This window comes from Methanosarcina vacuolata Z-761 (genome assembly GCF_000969905.1).
GTDB lineage: Archaea > Halobacteriota > Methanosarcinia > Methanosarcinales > Methanosarcinaceae > Methanosarcina > Methanosarcina vacuolata.
This window is the reverse complement of record NZ_CP009520.1, coordinates 2,656,856-2,676,364: the sequence shown is the minus strand read 5'-3', so window position 1 is coordinate 2,676,364 and position 19,509 is coordinate 2,656,856. Positions and strand designations below refer to the sequence as shown.

The 19,509-nt window shown below is 41.5% G+C and carries 14 protein-coding genes; 6 read left to right on the top strand and 8 right to left on the bottom strand.

Annotated features, from left to right (window positions below):
* The first annotated feature begins 220 nt into the window (after positions 1–220).
* From MSVAZ_RS11095 to MSVAZ_RS11085, 3 genes are all read left to right on the top strand, one after another.
* Positions 221–1,630, top strand: coding sequence for an ammonium transporter (locus MSVAZ_RS11095; RefSeq protein ID WP_052727956.1), 1,410 nt, complete (start codon positions 221–223; stop codon positions 1,628–1,630).
* A gap of 1 nt (position 1,631) precedes the next feature.
* Positions 1,632–1,979, top strand: coding sequence for a P-II family nitrogen regulator (locus MSVAZ_RS11090; protein ID WP_048120982.1), 348 nt, complete (start codon positions 1,632–1,634; stop codon positions 1,977–1,979).
* Positions 1,980–2,045: 66 nt separating this feature from the next.
* Positions 2,046–2,474, top strand: coding sequence for a hypothetical protein (locus MSVAZ_RS11085; RefSeq protein WP_048120981.1), 429 nt, complete (start codon positions 2,046–2,048; stop codon positions 2,472–2,474).
* A 445-nt stretch (positions 2,475–2,919) separates the two neighbouring features.
* Here the strand turns inward: MSVAZ_RS11085 and MSVAZ_RS19580 are convergent, their stop codons facing one another.
* Complete coding sequence (locus tag MSVAZ_RS19580; protein ID WP_269746825.1) at positions 2,920–3,525, bottom strand: phosphoribosyltransferase; 606 nt, start codon at positions 3,523–3,525, stop codon at positions 2,920–2,922.
* Positions 3,526–3,971: 446 nt separating this feature from the next.
* On the opposite strand from MSVAZ_RS19580, the gene MSVAZ_RS11075 reads away from it, so the two are divergent.
* On the top strand, positions 3,972–4,868 hold the full coding sequence (locus tag MSVAZ_RS11075) for a hypothetical protein (RefSeq protein ID WP_048120979.1): 897 nt from the start codon (positions 3,972–3,974) through the stop codon (positions 4,866–4,868).
* A 27-nt stretch (positions 4,869–4,895) separates the two neighbouring features.
* Here MSVAZ_RS11075 and MSVAZ_RS11070 read toward each other — a convergent pair whose 3' ends face one another.
* The 7 genes from MSVAZ_RS11070 to MSVAZ_RS20375 all read right to left on the bottom strand — a co-directional run bounded on the left by MSVAZ_RS11070 (position 4,896) and on the right by MSVAZ_RS20375 (position 13,579).
* Positions 4,896–5,696 (bottom strand): thiamine pyrophosphate-dependent enzyme, encoded by an 801-nt coding sequence (locus MSVAZ_RS11070; protein WP_232316068.1) that lies wholly within the window; start codon positions 5,694–5,696, stop codon positions 4,896–4,898.
* Between the two features lie 668 nt (positions 5,697–6,364).
* Positions 6,365–7,726 (bottom strand): PFL family protein, encoded by a 1,362-nt coding sequence (locus MSVAZ_RS11065; protein ID WP_048120973.1) that lies wholly within the window; start codon positions 7,724–7,726, stop codon positions 6,365–6,367.
* Between the two features lie 98 nt (positions 7,727–7,824).
* Positions 7,825–8,103, bottom strand: a complete 279-nt coding sequence (locus MSVAZ_RS11060) for an ACT domain-containing protein (RefSeq protein ID WP_048120970.1) — start codon at positions 8,101–8,103, stop codon at positions 7,825–7,827.
* A 518-nt stretch (positions 8,104–8,621) separates the two neighbouring features.
* Positions 8,622–9,131, bottom strand: a complete 510-nt coding sequence (locus MSVAZ_RS11055) for a shikimate kinase (protein ID WP_048120969.1) — start codon at positions 9,129–9,131, stop codon at positions 8,622–8,624.
* Positions 9,132–9,900: 769 nt separating this feature from the next.
* Positions 9,901–11,643, bottom strand: coding sequence for a bifunctional metallophosphatase/5'-nucleotidase (locus MSVAZ_RS11050; protein ID WP_052727955.1), 1,743 nt, complete (start codon positions 11,641–11,643; stop codon positions 9,901–9,903).
* Positions 11,644–12,323: 680 nt separating this feature from the next.
* Positions 12,324–12,854 (bottom strand): metal-dependent hydrolase, encoded by a 531-nt coding sequence (locus MSVAZ_RS11045; protein WP_048120967.1) that lies wholly within the window; start codon positions 12,852–12,854, stop codon positions 12,324–12,326.
* Between the two features lie 584 nt (positions 12,855–13,438).
* Positions 13,439–13,579, bottom strand: a complete 141-nt coding sequence (locus MSVAZ_RS20375) for a hypothetical protein (protein WP_156151057.1) — start codon at positions 13,577–13,579, stop codon at positions 13,439–13,441.
* Positions 13,580–14,663: 1,084 nt separating this feature from the next.
* Here MSVAZ_RS20375 and uvrA point away from each other — a divergent pair.
* Positions 14,664–17,711, top strand: a complete 3,048-nt coding sequence (gene uvrA / locus MSVAZ_RS11040; protein ID WP_048120966.1) for an excinuclease ABC subunit UvrA — start codon at positions 14,664–14,666, stop codon at positions 17,709–17,711.
* Between the two features lie 143 nt (positions 17,712–17,854).
* Entirely contained in the window at positions 17,855–19,414 is a 1,560-nt protein-coding gene (gene uvrC, locus MSVAZ_RS11035; RefSeq protein ID WP_048120964.1) for an excinuclease ABC subunit UvrC, read from the top strand.
* Positions 19,415–19,509: the final 95 nt, after the last annotated feature.

The window sequence follows — 19,509 nt, the reverse complement described above, 5'->3', positions numbered from 1 at the left end:
TTGTAGCTGATTCGGAAAGTTTTTTCTACAAAACTAAGAGTTAGTTTCCATAACAAATTACGTCTTTTACTTATTTCTGGATATGCGTGGCAGATAACTTATTCATTAATTTTTCTATATACATTGTAATACTTATTGCAAGCAATCGAAAAGTATATATAATATAGAGTAGTCAACCGGTTACTGGTTTCCGGTGAAGAAATGGAGGCAAAAGAAAAATATGGTGAAAAAGATGGAAAGAATAAAAAAATTATCAATAGTTACGTTTGTTCTACTTATAGCACTGGTTTCACCAGCCTTTGCAGTAACGTCTGACCAAAATGCAGCCTCGATTGAGGAAATAAAGACTACACTAACGTTTATGTGGTTGTTACTGGCAAGTGGACTGGTATTCTTTATGCATGCAGGTTTCTCGCTCGTGGAAACGGGGCTTACGAGAAGTAAAAATACCGCCAACATCCTTATGAAAAACTTCATGACTGTTGTCCTGGGTATTCTCGTCTACTGGGCTGTTGGCTGGGGCATAATGTATGGAGCTGATGCCGCAGGTTTAATAGGAACCAATCAGTTCTTCCTGGCAGGCGCGGACAATGCAACCTGGAACTCGTGGTTCTTCCAGATGGTTTTCGCGGCTACCGGTGCTACTATAGTTTCAGGGGCAATGGCTGAGAGAACCAATTTTAAGGCTTATCTTGTCTACTGCGTCATGATGGTAGCCGTAATTTATCCTGTATACGGCCACTGGATCTGGAGCGGAGCGGATATGGCTCTCTTAAGTGGTGCCGATAGCCCACTAGTAAAAGCAATAGGAGTGGCGAGTCATGACTTTGCCGGTTCTGGAGTTGTACACTCAATAGGAGGATATTCTGCCCTTGCTGGTGTGATTCTTGTGGGCGCAAGGATAGGGAGATTCAAAAACGGAAAACCCGTACCTATTCCAGGTCACAACCTGACTATTACCTTCCTGGGAACTCTTATCCTGGCTCTCGGGTGGTTGGGATTCAACGGAGGCAGTACCCTCAATGCAAATGATCCTTATATGAACCTGGTAGTAGTCAACACCTTCCTTGCAGCCGCTGCAGGAGCTCTTACGGTCATGATTATTACCTGGATAAAGACCGGAAAGCCGGACCCCTCCCTCACTGCAAACGGGCTTCTCGGTGGACTTGTAGCCGTTACCGCCCCCTGTGGCTCGATATCAAACTGGGCAGCCCTGGCTATTGGTCTTGTTGCCGGGATAATAATTTATGTAGGTGTCATGTTTAATGAAAACAAACTGAAACTGGATGATCCTGTAGGTGCAATTGCAGTGCATGGATATTGTGGAAGCTGGGGACTTATCTCTGTAGGGCTCTTTTCTATAGGGATAGGAAACGGAATTCTTGCAGATGCCACATATGCTGCTGGAGCACCTGGACTCTTCTACGGTGGAGGAATCAGCTTGCTACTCATCCAGCTTATATCCGTACTGGTAACCATGGTCTGGGGATTTGGGATCTCGTATATAATCTTCAAAATCCTCGATGCCGTAATAGGGCTTAGAGTGTCAGAAGAAGAAGAAATCATGGGCCTTGATATCAGTGAACACGGAATCAGAGAGTATCCCGAATACCTGATGAGGGAGGACTAACATGACTAAAATGTGTAAAATCGAAGCAATAATAAAGCCCATGAAACTGCATGAGGTAAAAGATGCCCTTGAAGAAGCCGGGTATCCTAGCCTGACAGTAACTGATGTCAAAGGACGTGGACAGCAGAAAGGAATCGTACAGCAGTGGAGAGGTAAGAAATATTGTGTGGATCTTCTCCCCAAAACCAAAATAGAGATCGCAGCACCTGAAGAAAAAATTGAAGATATTGTGAAAATTATTCAGAGGTCAGCGTATACTGGAGAAATTGGAGACGGGAAGATATTTGTTACCCCTATAGAAACCGTAGTCAGAATAAGAACTGGAGAAAGAGACGGAGATGCTCTTTAAACTGCATCTCCTTTTTCTTTATTTACAGTTATTTATTAACAACTTTAGTAATCAGGTAGAAGAACCATGAACGAGTTAAAATATGAAACTCCGACATTTGAAGTCCCCCATAGATATGGGATGCCTGTAATCAATTTATACTTTTACGTAGGGTTGATTTCTGCCATCCTGTTAAGAAGTATAATTATAGCTGATCATTACAGCGCATTCTGGGGAAAAGCAATCTGGTATATTGGAGTAGTGGGTTACCTCTGGTTCTTCACACACAGATACCATATTGCAAAGAGAAGGTTTGTCGTTGTCAAAAACCTGGACCTGCTGGAAAAAGTCAGGAATCGGCAGAAACTTTCAGATAAAGACCTGGAAGGACTGGAATATCTGCTGTGCAGCCTTTCGGTATCAAAAGAACGTGCAAATTACCTTATCATTTCAGTGCTTTCAATTGTTGCAATAGTGGTGTCCCTGAGCCTTGATCTGGGAATTTTGAAGCTCTAAATGAGGTATGTTTATCATATCCTCATAACTACAAATTTCATACTGTTTATTACAACATCGAAACAGAATCCCCGCGTTTTCAAACGTAGGATGAATGCGCGTCTGTCTTGCATCGGTTGAAATTCCGTAGATGCCCATCAATTCATTGGCGGGAGCTGTCACTTCTACAGGTCCGTTAATTCGATTGATATGTTAATTCGATTGATATGTTAATTCGATTGATATGTTAATTCGATTGATATGTTAATTCGATTGATATGTTAATTCGATTGATATGTTAATTCGATTGATACATTAATTCGATTGATACATTAATTCGATTGATACATTAATTCGATTGATACATTAATTCGATTGATACATTAATTCGACTGATACGTTAATTCGATTGATACGTTAATTCGGCAGATCTGATTTTTTGATTAGAACTTTTTTCCTGAAGTGTCTATTGCTTGAGGCTCCATAACTTTCTGTTGTCCAGTTCTGTGCTTTCAAGCTCACCTCTTTCAGCAAGATCATCAAGAATTTCTAAAAGTTCAGTTTCCTTGAGATCCAGCTCATACCTGTGCTTAAACTCGGCTATAATTTGAGAGAGATCGAGAGTCCAGTTCTGAATAATTTTTTCTGCAAACCCTGCCAGGTCCTCATACCTTGCCCAGGGGTAAATGATCCAGCGCCACTTGATAATCTTCTGGGCATAAAAATCAGGCGTGAAATTAGAGGAAATTTTATGCTGGAGCACTGCAGTCCTGACGGACGCAGGATTCAGGTTTAAAACGTAATCTACTGCAAGATTAAGCGTCTCGCCGGTATCGGTTACGTCGTCGATAATCAAGATTTTTTTTCCTGTTATCTCCACAGGAATAGGGAATTTTATCCTTGCTTCTTCCCGCATGTCCGCAGCTCTTGAGTAGTGTTCAATCTTCATTGAGGTAAGGTCATTGAAGAGTAAAAAATCGGAAACCAACCTTCCAGGCACATAACCTCCTCTCCCGATGGCAACAATCAGATCAGGCATATAGCCAGAAGCTTTGATTTTTCGGGCAAGAATTCTGGAAAGCCGTAAGACTTCATTAAAGCTTATAAGCTCACACCTGAATGAGTCCTTTTCTGCCCGGCACCGGGATTGTTGAGACTGAATTTTTCTTTCCTGCGTCAGATAAATCGCCTTCTTAATGCATGTTTTATAGACTGCGGGTAATGCGAATTGGCGGATACCTAATAAGGAGAAATAAAATCCTTTTCTAGCCAGTTTAATAATTTTATCTAATGAGTTTATCAATTTAATGACTTATTAACTCGTCTGAAAGCTCACCATTACCTGAAAATATTTGAATAAAGGAAAACATAAATCAAGATCATCTGGAAAATAAGTAGAAAAATAAAACGGAGTATTAATTGACGAGAATAACAGATTTTTTAAGAAAAACGTGTACTAAAGCTCTTCTCGCAAATCTTTTATGAGAAGGCCTAACAGCTGAAAAGGAGTCTTATGCCATGATTTCAAAGGAAGAAGACAAAATGGTAAGTATGGGCTTTAATTCCATTAATGAAGGGTTTGACGAAGGAGTTAGTAAGGCCCTTAATTTTCTGACCGAAATCGGCACAGGTTATCTAAATGAGAGAAAAGAACCAGAAGCTGAAAAAACTGTAGTTTCCATAAAGGAAATCGGAAAAGCTGCCACTCTCCAGGGCATGGAGAATGCCGCAGTCAATGCCATCCGCGCCCTTGAAAGGCTGTTGCAGTGCTCCATAGAGCAGAATATGCAGGACACAACTATCCAGGTGCTACTTTCATTTGGAGCTATAGGAAAAATAGCTGCTGAACAGCAGATGGAAACGGTAGCCAAACTCGCAGCTTCAGTACTCGGGAAAAGCGGAAATACGGCAGCTCTTCTCAATAATGAAAGAGAAACCATGGCAGTTATAATCGGGCTTGGAGAAATCGGAAAAGCAGTTACCAGAGTGAAGTTTCCAAATCTTTCGGAAAATACGGCAATATGTATCTCATGCCTTGGGGATATTGGAAAACTTACTGCCCAGAAAAACCTTGAGGAGGCTGCAGTGGGAGTAGAGCTTATGCTTCAGGAGATGGCTGCTGAAGCCATGCAAGAAAACCTTCAGGACACGGTGAGAAGTATAGCAGGTTCTATTGAAGAAGTTGGGAAAAAAGCTGAGGACGAAAACATGGAAAGTGCGGTTTTCCAGGCATCTTCTGCCCTCCAGACCATTGTGAGCTATGCAGGGAGCAAGTATCTGAACGATGCCTCAATTGCAGCTAAGATAGCTCTTGAATCCTTTAATGAACTTGATATCATAAATGATGAAGATAATATAAAAAATATCGAAGCAATAAGGGAAACGATGAGGGCGCTCTGGGTAAATTCGAAATAAAAATTCATGATACAAGAACTTCATTTTTCACTGAAGCCCGAAATGTTTTATATTCCAGTCCGCCATGGCCTGAATCTTCTTTATTTCTTCTTCACCGCCTTCCATGGTGAAGAGATGTTTGAACCTTTTCTGGACTTTCAGATATTCTTCGACCGGCCTTGGGTTCTTAATTTTCCTGACCTGGGTAATTTCCCCGTTTTCCATCTCATACATGGGCCAGAGGCAGGTTTCAACTGCGAGTTTGGCGATCTCCAGAGTCTTTGAGGTATCAAAACCCCAGCCTGTTGTACACGGAGCATGAGCATGGATATAGGTAGGGCCTATGACTTCAGTTGCCTTTTTGACCTTACGAATCATGTCTCTTGGGAAACCTATGGAGGTCGTGGCCACATATGGAGATCCATGAGCTGCTATAATTGCAGGCATATTCTTTTTGGGAAAAGGGTTTCCAAAGGAGAATTTTCCGGCTGGAGTGGTCGTTGTGCTTGCACCATAGGGCGTTCCACTGCTGCGCTGGACTCCGGTGTTCATATAGGCTTCGTTGTCCATACATACATAGGTAAAGTCGTGGCCCCGCTCAAACGCACCTGAAATAGCCCCGAAGCCTATATCCATCGTGGCACCGTCGCCTGCAATAACTATAATTTTAGTATCTTTCTTTTTACCAAGGGCTTTTAAGCCAGCTTCAATACCTGAAGCCACTGAAGCTCCATTTTCAAAAAGGGAGTGGATCCAGGGAACCTGCCATGAAGAACGCGGAAAAGGCGTACTTGTAACTTCCAGGCAGCCAGTAGGGTTGACAACAATACTGTCAGGACCTGCTCCCATGAGTGTAAATTTTGCAGCAAAAGCATCACAGCAACCCGGACAGGCACTGTGTCCGGATGTGATATACGTTTTCGGTGCAGTTCTACTCGTTGCTATGCCTCCTTAAGGTCCAGATACCGGCTTTCAAGCGGAACTCGGAGCTTTGCATCCTGAATTCTTCAATTAAAAGTATAAACAAATCAAAAACAAATCAAAAGAACAGCAAGAAGAAGTCCAGAGGCGCTGAATCCACTTGAAGCGCCGAATCCACTTGAGGCGCTGAATCCACTTACTGCATCCCCCAATACAGCCTCTCCGAAATATTATGTTCCCCCAAACACGTATTCGAAGAGAAGGATCAGCGGCCTCAGGATATTCATTTATTCGATGATACCCCATCTATCCCTTACTCCAGGATATACGAGTAGCGTAAATTATTTTAAATTAATTATACAAAAAATTGCTTTCAAGCAAATATTATTTCCGGACAAAAAATTATAAGCCAAAAAATTATAAGCCAAAACATTTAAGCCAAAACATTTAAGCCAAAACAGTTTCAAAAAAATGCCCTGTAGATATTATTCCATGACAAAAATCAGTAGCTCCATATTGAAAAATACTTGATGGATTGTCGACCCGCTTCCGAAAAACAAAAAATAAGGTGCCGGATTTACCGGCTGGTTCACCCTTCAGTTTGTAAGTGACTGTATAGGAGCCGGGATTCTTCCCCCCCGTTTTACGAAAACTTCGGAACTGAAATCACTTACCGGCATAATAGGAGCATTTCCAAGCAGGCCGCCGAATTCTACGGAATCCCCAACCCCTTTTCCAGGAGCCGGGATAACTCTGACTGCCGTTGTTTTTCTATTTATTACTCCTATGGCCATCTCGTCAGCGATAATAGCCGAAAGGGTGGAAGCAGGAGTATCACCAGGAACTGCGATCATATCAAGGCCGACCGAGCAGACGCTGGTCATAGCTTCAAGCTTTTCCAGGCTGAGGGCTCCGGCCCTGACGGCTTCGATCATGCCCGCATCCTCACTGACAGGGATAAAAGCCCCACTCAGGCCTCCTACTGAGGAGGAAGCCATTGCTCCGCCTTTTTTTACGGCATCATTCAGCAGGGCAAGGGCTGCAGTCGTTCCGTGAGCCCCACAGCGTTCAAGTCCCATTGCTTCAAGAATCGCAGCAACGCTGTCCCCAATTGCAGGCGTCGGAGCCAGGGAAAGGTCAAGAATCCCGAATTCGACTCCAAGCCTTCGAGAAACCTCCCGACCTACCATTTCTCCCATGCGGGTTATTTTAAAGGCTGTCTTTTTGATTGTCTCCGAAATTTCTGTAAGATTCGGTTTTTCAAGCTCGCGGATTGCAGCATTCACAACGCCAGGCCCACTGACCCCAACGTTGATAACGCATTCAGGCTCCCCAATTCCGTGAAAGGCTCCTGCCATAAAGGGATTGTCTTCAGGGGCATTTGCAAAAACCACAAGCTTGGCACAGCCTATCCCATCCCTATCCGCAGTCAAATCCGCGGTCTTTTTAATGATGCTGCCCATCAAGCCAACTGCATCCATATTGATCCCGGTTTTTGTAGTGGCAACATTTACCGACGAGCATACCTTTTCCGTGCTTTTAAGAGCTTCAGGAATGGAATTGATAAGCTTTAGATCCCCAACGGTTGCGCCTTTGTGGACAAGGGCACTGAAACCTCCTATAAAGTCTACCTGTGCGTCTTTTGCAGCTTCGTCCATGGTTTTTGCAATGGAAACAAAATCAGGAGACCTGCAACTTTCGGCTGCCACAGCTATTGGAGTTACTGAGATTCGCTTATTGATTATTGGAATTCCGTAGAGGCTCTGGATTTCATTCGTTGTACCCACAAGTTCTTTTGCACGGGTGGTTATCTTTTCGTAGATATTCTCATTGAAAACCTCAATATCAGGATGGCTGCAGTCCCTCAGGCTGATACCCATTGTTACGGTTCTGATGTCGAGATGTTCCATCCTGACCATCTGGATTGTTTCCAGAATTTCTTTTGGGTTTATATACATGAAAAATTACCTCTCATTCCAGACAGATTAATTTTCCAGATCATTTTCCAGATCATTTTCCAGATCATTTTCCAGATCATTTTCAGATAGTCTCCAGATCAGATCCTGTGCATGAAACGGAATGCGTCTTCGTGCTGTACCTTGACCTCGACTCCAAGGCTCTTTCCCTCGGTACTCATAGCCTCCTGGAAAGCTGCAAGGTCGAAATTCTCCTGTGGAGCTTCTGCAAGCATAATCATGGTAAATATATCCTGCATGATAGTCTGAGTAATGTCAACAATATTTACATTGAAACTTGCCATCACAGTAGTGATCCTGGCAACAATTCCTACCCGGTCGCTGCCTATAACCGTAATTATGAAACGACTTGATGCCATTTTATGTCTCCTGCTGCTCGGACCTTTTTTCCTGCAGGCCGATGCTTAAACGTTATAAACTGAGAGATTTTGCTCAGATTGAAGACCTGATTGCTAATAAAGTAAACTATTGTTTTAAGTAAGCCGTTCTGACAGGCTATTATTGTTTTAAGTAAGCCGTTCTAACAGGCTATTATTGTTTTAAGTAAGCTGTTCTGACAGGCTATTATTGCTTTAAGTAAGCCGTTCTAACAGGCTATTATTGTTTTAAGTAAGCTGTTCTAACAGGCTATTAATGAGGTAAACCATATATCTGAACTGCTTTAAAGTAAACTGTCCTTAAAGTATGTCATCCATAAAGCCGATTGTTCTTAAATAAAACCGTTCCTGAATGAAAATGTCCTTAAAAGAAGCTATTCTTAAAGTTAGAGACTCTGATAGAAAATTTAAAATGGATAAATCTAAAAATCTCTACCTCGAAAAAGCAATTATATTAAAACACAACTGTAAACCTTAATAAACCAGTTTAAGCCACAATTTCAGGTACTCTCTTCAAAACATAACTCAACAATCTTTTCAGCAATTTCCTGAATATTTTCTCTCCCTTTGAGCTTTATTGAAAAATCAGCATATTTCTGATAAAAGACCTTCCTTTCTTCAAAAAGCTCTTTCAGGCTCCTATCCCTGAGTCCTACTATACCTCTTTTTCGTGCATTGGGAAGCCTTCTGGCAATGCTTCTAAAGGCAGCGTCCAGGAAGATTATTTTTGAGATTTTTTTTAAATGAGTCATGGCTTTTTCGGAATAAATTACACTCCCGCCAGGAGAAATAACGCTCCTGTCCACCTGCCCAAGCTTTAGAATGGCTTCTTCTTCAAATCTGATAAAAGCCGAATCTCCCTCTTTATCAATCAGATTCTGGAGGGGCATTCCGGTGCTTTCCCTTATCAGGTGATCCACATCGATAAAAGTATAGCCAAGGCGCTTCGCAAGGGCTCTCCCAATAGTACTTTTCCCCGCTCCGGCCATGCCAATTAATGTGATATTCATTGCCACACTCCTCCACACTTTGAAAATCAAGGAATCCGCTACCTAAAGCTTCACAGCACAAAGGCTATTGAACCTTAAATTATTCGAACAAAATATACTCTCCAGCTATATAAAACGTACAATGTTTCCATTTACCTGAAAATGGTCAAAAGTATCCAGAAGAAATCGAACAAAAATGAGAGAATTTTTGAAACTTTGAACGAGAACGATGTAAGAAAATACGCATGTATAGAAGCAATAAATTAGGGCATGGTGGAAAAGAGTGCATAAGGAATCAAAGGGTATGAATATAGCACCATGTGTTGTAAAGTAACTTTTGAAGAAACGTGGTTTCATAGAGAAAAAAATGCAAAAAGCTGTTACAACAACCTGTCTCAAAACTACATTTGATTCTACAAGACAGTACCTGTTAGCAGCTCACACTGCTTTGGGTTATGCGGTGAACCTTTGAAAATCAGGCAAAAGATAGGTTACCCAGTTCAGTTCCGTTGCTAGATCTATTTCAGTCTAATACTTCCTTGCCTGGCATCTGGATGCACCACCCCAACTTTGATTGCCAGTTGTTGTCGAACAGCCTATTCATGGTGGGAAGGAAGTTGTCAGTAAAAAATATCCCGGCAGGGAAAACTGCCGGATTGGTAACTCACTTCTCTATATTCTTCCCTATCTTCTTCTCTATATTTTTCTACATTTTTATATATTTTTATATATTTTTATAGATTCTTCCCTGTATTCTTTCCTATGTTCTTCCCGATATTCTTCTATATTCTTATTTTTCCATAACTATGCGGTTCTCAGATCCGGGAGCCAGAGGAGAAAAGGTCTCCAGGTAATTGACAAAGGCATCTAAGTCTGGAGATCCTACCATCCTATCGGTCCCTTCTTTCATTACAGAGAAATTATCTCCTCCATCAGCCAGGAATCCATTCATTGTTACGCGGTAAGTACTGCTCGGATCGATAGAAGTTCCATTGATTTTTATACTGGATATATCGACCTTCTCGCCCGTGGGGGCGCTTTCGTTCCAGGTATAACTAAAGCCTTTTGAGACCTGCAATATTCGCTTACTGCCAGGGGATGGGTTGTCAAACTGCTGTTCCAGCAAGGCGTCGATCTGAGTGCCGTTTAAGGTCATTGTGACCAGGTCGTTTCCAAAAGGCTGGACACTGAAGGCCTCTCCATAAGTAACCTGACCGGGAAGTTCCTCACCGCTAATTTGATCATATACCAGGTCTGTACGAATACCGCCTGGGTTCGTGAAAGCTATAACAGCACCGCCATTGCTTGAGTTAGAAGTAGCATATAACTGAGCATCGGCTATGACGTCGCCCAGAGCAGATTCACCTGAATCACTGGCTGTACTTGTAATATTCTCTGTGATGTTACAGATCACCCGATCCGCAAGGGGTGCAACCTGAGATTCATATTCCTCTATCAGCTCGCTTATTTCGGAGTCTTCAGGAACGTCTCTGGAAACTATGACATTTCTGGACCTTTCCTCGATTACATCACAGGTCTCGTTGCTTATCACCAGATCGATATCCGTGAGTAAATTACCTGCTGAACCGGCTTCTGTTACCAGACGGCCGTCAATAACGGCATTGTAAGCTTGATGGGTATGGCCAGTGATGAAAACATCTACTTCATCGTCGGTGGCATTAATGACATCTAAAATAGGGCCGCTCATGTTCAGGCTCTCGTTATATAGTCCCTCCTGGGAACCGCCATCATGGATGATCACCACTATGGTTTTTACGCCCATACTCTTCAGCTTTTTGACCTGTTCATTAATGGTCGTGGCTTCGTCCAGGAACCTGAGCCCTTTCACTTTGGAGGCAGTCACTATGTACGGTGTGTCTTTTAGGGCAATTCCAATGAACCCTATTGGAACTCCCTGGACGTAGGTAATGTTATAGGCAGGGAATATTGTGGCGTTGGTGCTCTCATTGACTATATTTGCAGCCAGAAACTGGAAATGTGCTCCTTCAAAGGAGGAGTTACTCAGGTTGCCATCTGTCGGCTGGCAGCTGCCATTCTGAATACGCATGAGCTCGCCCAGTCCTTCGTCCAGATCATGGTTGCCTACGGCTGAAAAGTCGATCCCCATCATATTGAGAGCTTTTATTGTCGGTTCATCCTGGAACAGGGCTGAGAAAAGCGGGCTGGCACCCATAGAATCGCCTGCCGATACCACAAATGTATTGGGGTTCTCAGAGCTGAGTTCCTTTATGTGAGTGGCCAGATACTCCATGCCTCCGGAATCAACGCATATGGGAGCTCCGGTCTCATTATAACCCGTAACCACTTTGCTGGTGGACGGTTCAATCTGACCGTGGAGGTCATTAATGGCCAGGATCTGGACTTTTAGTGTATTTTCTGACGTATTTTCCTGCGTATCCTCTAATGTACCCTTTTCAGGCCCTGAAGCCTCCAGGCAGCCAAGTGAGGCCAGAGAGACAAGTATCATCAGGCATAAATAAAGGGCAAGGTGCCTATTGGGCTTATTTGTCAAACAATTGTACTTTTTTAACAATATCTATCCCCTCTTTAAGCGTTAAAATTTGAGTCTAAAAACCGGTTCTTATATTTCCTTGCTACAGCTTTTATATAATTAGGACTTGAGTGACTGAACCGCTTAACTACAATTTCATAATTTTTAATTTGTACCAAAAGTGTCAAATTCTGAAAGTACAAATTTTTAGATATCTTAGTATTTTAAAACATGTATATGTTAAATTGTTTATATGTTAAATTATTTCTATATTAACTCGTTTGTATATTAAATAGTTTATATATTAACCCGTTTATATGTTAAATTATTTATATTTTAAATCGTTTATATGTTATACTGTTTATATGTTATATTGTTCAAATTTTCAATAAATTTTCTCCATTTTTGGATTTCTGTAAAAAAAGCAATTCACTGGGGACAGTAATTTAGAGGGTATTTTGTACAAGGACTTCCCGAAAGGTTGCTATAATCAATTTCCAGATCTTAAAAGATTCAAGAACCAAACCTGAAAGTTAGAAAAGCAGCATTTTATGGAAAATGATGGCTATCCTGGCGAGTTTCTAAAAAAATTAAATAATTAAATTTTAATGTATTTCTGAATCTTCTTCATCCCGTACACCTTAATCCGATATGAGTTGAAGATTCCTTTCTGTTTTCAATTTAAGAGCCTGTTTTTGTTGTTAAAATTTGTTTTGTCCAAATTCTTTTATTAACCAGTGTAAAGCCAAAATAACTATTATTCCCATCCCCAGAATTTCAGGAACGGAAGAAAACGAGATGTGAAATGTAAACGACTTTTCAAACAGTTTTGTTAAGTATTCAATCCCATTGAAATCCGTCTGACTTTTTGGGAAATTCCATCCCAGGAGTGGCCAGAGTAGAGTTTTAGGAGTTGCCCACATCTGATCTTCCATAAGGTGGAAGAAAGAACCTGAAGCAAGGCTAAGAACCTTGATATCTTTTTTCTTTTCGTATAGATATAGAGCCACCAGGAATAATGAAAGAACGAATAATAGAGTATGACTTATAATGCGTCCGTTTTCAAAGGTAGAAGCAAAGATAATCATTCCTAAAGGTTTGTCTATTAAGTCGGGCAAGAGAGCTCCAATGGCTAAGTATCTTGGATCTATAATGGTCTTTAGCCGAGGTATGAAAAACCCAAGTCCGAAGAATATTCCCAATGTAACCCCAATATGTCCAAAAAGAAGCATCGAAATTAACAAGACTTCAGTTATATATAACTATAGTCAACGGTTTTCAAAATTTTCAAAAAGTTATGTGTTTTAAATATGGGTGTCTTTTTATTGTAAAAAGTGATAGTTTAGAGAAATAATATTTTAAAAACTAAAAAATTATGAATTTTCAAAGACTTGTTTTGTCATTTTTTCTACTTTTCAAATATCAGGATGGGGGTTATATACTGCAAAATTCCTGACATATAGAGTTGTTACACTCAGAGAAAAAATGTTGAGCAAGCCATGGAGAGAATAAAAGAGGCGATTCAAGTTTTCCTTGAAGCCGAGCAGGATTTCACGTGAAACTTATAAAAAATTCCGGAAAATTTGACCTTCCGATGTGCTTAGTTTTTTGTTTCACGCTTTTTGTTTAGCCGAAAAAATCCTGTGCACTATGCCTCAATAAACTTTTTAAGGCAAAAAATTGCTATCATGTTTGATCTTTGAAAATCTAATATATAAAATGTGGGTTATTAAATGATATTTGCCCTGAGAAAATAAGTTAAGATTCCTAAAAAGAAAAAAAACCGTTTTTAGAACTGTTTTCATGTTTTACATTATTAGATCATACATACACTGTCGTTCCAAGTAACTGGTGGACCAGGAAGGCTATAATAAGCTGATGCCGTATTTGTTATTATTAATACAATGCCTATTGCCAGCAAAATAGCTAGTATCAATTTTTCTCTGTCCTCAAGCATTTCTTCACCTCCTTTTATTATCGTTACTTTTTTATTTCATTTAACTCATTTAATAATAGTTAAATGTTTGGCAAGTTACTATGTGAAGCTATGAATACGTTTTTAATTCTGAACCTTCGTTTTCTGATTTTAATGAACTGTTTTAATCTGTTTATAAGACTTACTCTCAGGAAAAACAAAGTTAACTAATTAACTACTATCACTTCTTGAGAGTTAAAATATTCTCAAAATACAAAAATAGGCAAAGAATTTCCTAACTTACTTAAAGATAAATACCCTTCCCTTTTTGAAGACAGAAAATATTAAAGTACTATCACCAGGGTACTTCTCATATTAGTACTCTTGTGTAAATTTAATATAAATCTACTAAAATATTCTAAAGTAGATAATTATTTGTAATCGGCGTAGTCTAGCCATCTGTTATATAATTAAAAGTTCAAACTCGCTCTTTTTACAGTCTACCGATGTTTTTCTCCTTCTTTTTTGGAAATCAGTTCCTAGCTTGACAAGGTTATTCACGCTGGTTTGTAGAGAAAATGATCATTCTGGACTGAAAGTATTGAAGGCAAACAGATTAAAAATTGAAGATAAGAACACTATACAATTCCATATCGATGAATGCAATCTACCAAGTCTAAATTCAAAAAACCGGTTGTTTACCGCGGAATACTTTCACTCCGCTATATTACTCTATTAATAAAAAGTCTGCATTCTGCTGTATGTATCGAAAAACGGGGTAGCATGAATCCGAAAATTGTCATATATATGAGGAGTGAAATCAACTTCATGTAATTATCACTACTTATTTATAATAATACATGGAATTATCTGCCTGAAAAAAACTGCTTGATAAGTGAATATAAACTTCAGGTTTTTCAAAAAAGTTTCTTAAAATTCATAAATTCATATCATTTCTGGATTTTTAGATATCTAACTTAAAAATCCAGGCTTTGCTCTAATAAAATCCAGAATTTACTCTGATGTAAAAATCCGGAATTTACTCTAATGTAAGAATCCGGAATTTACTCTAACCTTAAATTCTCATCTAACCGATTCAACTGGACAAAAACCCGAGAGAAGGAAAATGAAAAATATTATTATTAAAGGGGCACGGGAACACAACCTGAAAAACATCACGTTGGAACTCCCGCGGGACAAATTAATTGTTATTACAGGGGTATCAGGCTCAGGGAAATCCACCCTGGCTTTTGACACGGTTTATGCCGAAGGGCAGCGGCGCTATGTGGAGTCTCTCTCGGCTTATGCGCGGCAGTTCCTCGGGCTTATGAACAAGCCGGATGTGGACAGCATCGAAGGTTTATCTCCGGCAATATCCATTGAACAGAAAACGACCTCGAAAAACCCCCGAAGTACGGTAGGGACAGTCACTGAAATTTACGATTACTTGAGGCTTCTTTTTGCAAGAGTCGGTACACCTCACTGCCCGACCCACAACATAAAAATTGAGGCCCAGTCGCCTGAAAAAATTGCGGACAACCTTCGCAAGGAATGTGAGGGAATGGTTACCATTCTTGCTCCTATAGTCCGCCAGAAAAAAGGGACATACCAGCAGCTCTTCAGAGAACTGAACAGTGAAGGCTTTGCGCGGATGAGGGTAAACGGCGAGATTCACAGGACTGACGACGAGATTACTCTTGACCGATACAAAAAACATGATATTGAAGTCGTGGTTGACCGGCTGGACCCTTCAGAAGACCGCTCAAGGCTTGTCGAAGCCTGCGAAATCGCTCTCAAGAAAGCCGAAGGACTCTTAATTGCAGTTGATTCTGAAGGAAAAGACCACCTTTATTCCTCTAATATGGCCTGTCCGGTCTGCGGCATGGCTTTTGAAGAACTCCAGCCCAGGATGTTTTCCTTCAACAGTCCTTTTGGGGCCTGTGAAGCCTGCAATGGGCTAGGGTTTAAGATGGAGTTTGACCCTGACCTCATTATTCCGAATAAAACTCTCTGTATTGCAGACGGTGCGGTTGCCATATACAGGAATTTCCTGGATGGTTACCGAAGTCAGTATCTGACAGCCGTGGCAAAACACTTTGGTTTTGACATATTTACTCCTATTGAAGATCTCACAGATGAACAGTATAATGTTCTCATGTACGGTTCGGACGAGCTCATGCAGTTCAGCATGAGCATGAAAAATGGTGATGCCTACTGGTCTCACAAAGGCACCTGGGAAGGGCTGCTCCCACAGGCAGAGAGGCTTTACAGACAGACAAAATCCGAGTACCGTAGGAAGGAACTTGAGAAATTCATGCAGGTTAAGCCCTGCCCAAAATGTGAAGGCAAGCGACTGAAGGAAAAAGTGCTTGCAGTGAAATTCGGCGGGAAATCTATTGTAGATATAGCCAACCTCTCGATCCTGGAGTGTATCAGGTTTTTCGAAAACGTGGAGCTCTCGGAAAAGGAAAAAGAAATCGCAAAGCAAGTCTTAAAGGAAATCCGTTCCAGACTCGGTTTTTTAGAGCATGTGGGGCTCGGCTATCTTACCCTTTCGAGAGGTGCAGGCACTCTCTCAGGCGGAGAAGCACAGCGAATCCGGCTAGCTACTCAGATTGGCTCAAACCTCATGGGCGTGCTCTATGTGCTCGACGAGCCTTCAATAGGGTTACATCAAAGAGATAACGAGCGACTAATCCAGACCCTCCAGACCTTGCGAGATTTGGGAAATACTCTGATAGTCGTTGAACATGATGAAGATACTATTCGGGCTGCAGACTATGTGTTTGACATCGGGCCAGGTGCAGGCGTTCATGGAGGTTATGTAGTAGCCGAAGGCACACCTGAAGAAATTGAACAGAACCCGGAATCTCTGACAGGCCAGTACCTCTCAGGAGAAAAACAGATAAAACCGCCTGCTCTTCGCCGGCACAGCGATGCATTCATCAGGCTTAAAGGATGCAGGGCAAACAACCTCAAGGGCATAGATGTAAATATTCCCATAGGGGTCCTGACCGTGGTTACAGGTGTTTCTGGCTCCGGAAAGTCTACGTTAATTTACGATACCCTGTACAAGGCCTTGACGAAGAAGATTAATAAATCAAATGTAACGCCAGGAGACTATAATGAGCTGGTTTTTGATTCCGAGATAGATAAGGTAATTGTTATTGATCAGAGCCCTATTGGCAGGACTCCTCGCTCAAACCCTGCCACCTATATCAAGGTCTTTGATACCATAAGACAGACCTTTGCCGAAACCAAGGAAGCAAAAATCCGGGGTTATAAAAGTGGGCGTTTTTCTTTCAACGTAAAAGGAGGACGCTGTGAAGCCTGCCAGGGAGACGGGCTGATAAAAATCGAAATGAACTTCCTGCCCGATGTATATATAGAATGTGAGGAATGCAAGGGTACACGCTACAACCAGGAAACTCTCGAAGTAAAGTACAGGGGAAAATCGATTGCAGAAGTCCTTGATATGACTGTCGAAGAGGCTGCCGAACACTTTGCAAACATCCCTGCAATTAAACGCAAACTCGATACTTTAATAAGAGTTGGACTGGGCTACATCAAACTCGGCCAGAGCTCAACAACGCTTTCCGGAGGGGAAGCCCAGAGGATCAAGCTGACAAAAGAACTCTCTAAAATGTGTACCGGAAAAACGATTTACCTACTTGATGAACCTACAACCGGGCTTCACTTCCATGACGTCAAAAAACTCATTACAGTTCTCAACAGGCTTGTGGAAAAAGGAAACACAGTAGTTGTAATAGAGCATAACCTGGATGTAATCAAATCAGCAGACTATATAATCGACCTGGGTCCCGAAGGCGGGAACGCAGGCGGAGAAATTGTTGCCGAAGGAACCCCGGAAGAAGTGTCCACAGTTCAGGGAAGCTATACTGCACGCTTCCTTGCTCCTAAACTGTCACAGTCCTATCTTGATATGTCGGGAGAAGAACCTTATGAGGCCGTTTTCGAAGAAGGAGGCGAATTTGAGGCCGTTTTTGAAGAAGGAGGAGAGTTTGAGGTCGATTGTGAAGATCTTAATGACGATCAGAATGAGGAAGATTCCGAAGACTTTGAAGAAGGCTCGGAGGAAGATTCCAAAGGCTCCAGAGGTTTCAAGCACAGTAAACATAAGGACAATAACGCATTTCAGGAGCAGTTGATTTAAACTGGCTTAAAGTTGATTTTAACCGGCTTAAAGTTGATTTAAACTGCTTAAAGTTGATTTAAACTGCTTAAAGTTGATCTGGGTAATTTAAGCTGATTTAAGCTCTCTGCAAAGATTTCATAACTTGAATAAGAGGTTTAAAAATGATTGACCTGGAAGCTCTTCCTCACCTGCCTGGCTGTTATCTTTTCAAGAACGAAGAAGGGACTGTGATTTACGTAGGCAAGGCAAAGGACCTTAAAAAGCGGGTGAGCAGCTATTTCCAGAAACGAGACCACGACCCAAAAACCGCGAGCCTTATAGAGGCTGTAATGAGCCTTGATTTTATTGTCACGAACACTGAAGTAGAGGCTTTTCTTCTGGAAAACACCCTGATCAAAAAACACTGGCCAAGGTATAATATTGCTCTTAAGGACTCAAAACGGTATGCCTGCATTCATTTAACTGATGAAAAGTTTCCAAGGATCAGGCTTGCCCGGAAAAGGGCTGATAGTGGAAGTTTTTTTGGGCCCTTTGTCTCGGCGAAGGAAAGAGATTATATTTTTGAGGTTGTAAGAAAGACCTTCCAGCTCAGAACCTGCAAACAGATGCCTAAACGGGCCTGCCTCAGATGCCATATAGCGGCATGTAGCGGTCCCTGCATAGGTGCAATTTCTGCGGAAAACTATGCCGAGAAAGTAAAGAAAGCTGCTTCTGTTCTTAAAGGCAATATCAAAGAGCTTATAGAATCCATGGAAACAGAAATGCGGGAATTGGCATCGAGGCAGCAATTCGAGCAAGCCATAGCTCTCAGGGATGAGATTGCAGCCCTTGAGTACCTTCACGAAAAACAAAACATGGAGAGGCAGAAAAAGCACAACGAGGATATCCTGAACTATATTGTCAGGGATGATACTGTTTATCTCATGCTCTTCAAGGTCTACAAAGGTACGCTTGAGGACAAGCAGGACTTTGTTTTTGCCTTCGGGGAAAATTTCCTGGAAGAATTCCTGGTGCAGTATTATTCCGAGAACGAGCCGCCTGAAGAACTGATCCTGCCCGAACCTCTAGAAGAGTCGCTTGTCGATTTCTTCTCTCATGTAAAAGGAACAAAAGTGAAAGTTACGGTTCCGAAGCAGGGAGAGAAAAAGGAACTTCTCGACCTTGCCCTGAAAAACGTTGAGATCGGTTTCTTTGGAGACCGGAAAAAGCTCGAAGCCTTGCAAAGTAAGTTATCCCTTCCGAAACTTCCGAATGTCATAGAATGTTTCGACATCTCCCATCTCTCAGGCACGGCTACGGTCGGTTCAATGGTCCAGTTCCGGGGAGGCAGACCTGATAAACACAATTATCGCCGCTTCAAGATCGAGAGTGTTGAAGGAATTGATGATTTCGCTTCTATTGCCGAGGTCGTACGAAGGCGTTATTCCCGCCTGCTTGAGGACAAGCATGACCTGCCTGATCTTATTATTATAGATGGGGGAAAAGGACAGCTCTCTTCAGCTTTTCAGGAACTTAGAAAGCTCAAAGTCAGGGTTCCTCTTATCTCGATAGCTAAGCGGGAAGAAGAAATCTATGTGCCCGGAATCAAGTCTCCTCTTCCCATCAAAAAAGACGAGAAAGCCTCCCTTTTTGTCCAGGAGATCCGGGACGAAGCCCACAGGTTTGCAATTACCTACAACCGCTTGCTGAGACAAAAATCTATGATTCCTAAAAATGATTGATTCCTGAAAATGATTGATTCCTGAAAATGATTGATTCCTGAAAATGATTGATTCCTGAAAATGATTGATTCCTGAAAATGATTGATTCCTAAAAA

Bases quoted from the DNA above. Each gene is read 5' to 3' on its own strand.
- MSVAZ_RS11095 (WP_052727956.1), top strand. From the start codon at position 221: ATGGTGAAAAAGATGGAAAGAATAAAAAAATTATCAATAGTTACGTTT.
- MSVAZ_RS11090 (WP_048120982.1), top strand. From the start codon at position 1,632: ATGACTAAAATGTGTAAAATCGAAGCAATAATAAAGCCCATGAAACTG.
- MSVAZ_RS11085 (WP_048120981.1), top strand. From the start codon at position 2,046: ATGAACGAGTTAAAATATGAAACTCCGACATTTGAAGTCCCCCATAGA.
- MSVAZ_RS11075 (WP_048120979.1), top strand. From the start codon at position 3,972: ATGATTTCAAAGGAAGAAGACAAAATGGTAAGTATGGGCTTTAATTCC.
- MSVAZ_RS11070 (WP_232316068.1), bottom strand. From the start codon at position 5,696: ATGGGAGCAGGTCCTGACAGTATTGTTGTCAACCCTACTGGCTGCCTG.
- MSVAZ_RS11065 (WP_048120973.1), bottom strand. From the start codon at position 7,726: ATGTATATAAACCCAAAAGAAATTCTGGAAACAATCCAGATGGTCAGG.
- MSVAZ_RS11060 (WP_048120970.1), bottom strand. From the start codon at position 8,103: ATGGCATCAAGTCGTTTCATAATTACGGTTATAGGCAGCGACCGGGTA.
- MSVAZ_RS11055 (WP_048120969.1), bottom strand. From the start codon at position 9,131: ATGAATATCACATTAATTGGCATGGCCGGAGCGGGGAAAAGTACTATT.
- MSVAZ_RS11045 (WP_048120967.1), bottom strand. From the start codon at position 12,854: ATGCTTCTTTTTGGACATATTGGGGTTACATTGGGAATATTCTTCGGA.
- MSVAZ_RS20375 (WP_156151057.1), bottom strand. From the start codon at position 13,579: ATGCTTGAGGACAGAGAAAAATTGATACTAGCTATTTTGCTGGCAATA.
- uvrA (WP_048120966.1), top strand. From the start codon at position 14,664: ATGAAAAATATTATTATTAAAGGGGCACGGGAACACAACCTGAAAAAC.
- uvrC (WP_048120964.1), top strand. From the start codon at position 17,855: ATGATTGACCTGGAAGCTCTTCCTCACCTGCCTGGCTGTTATCTTTTC.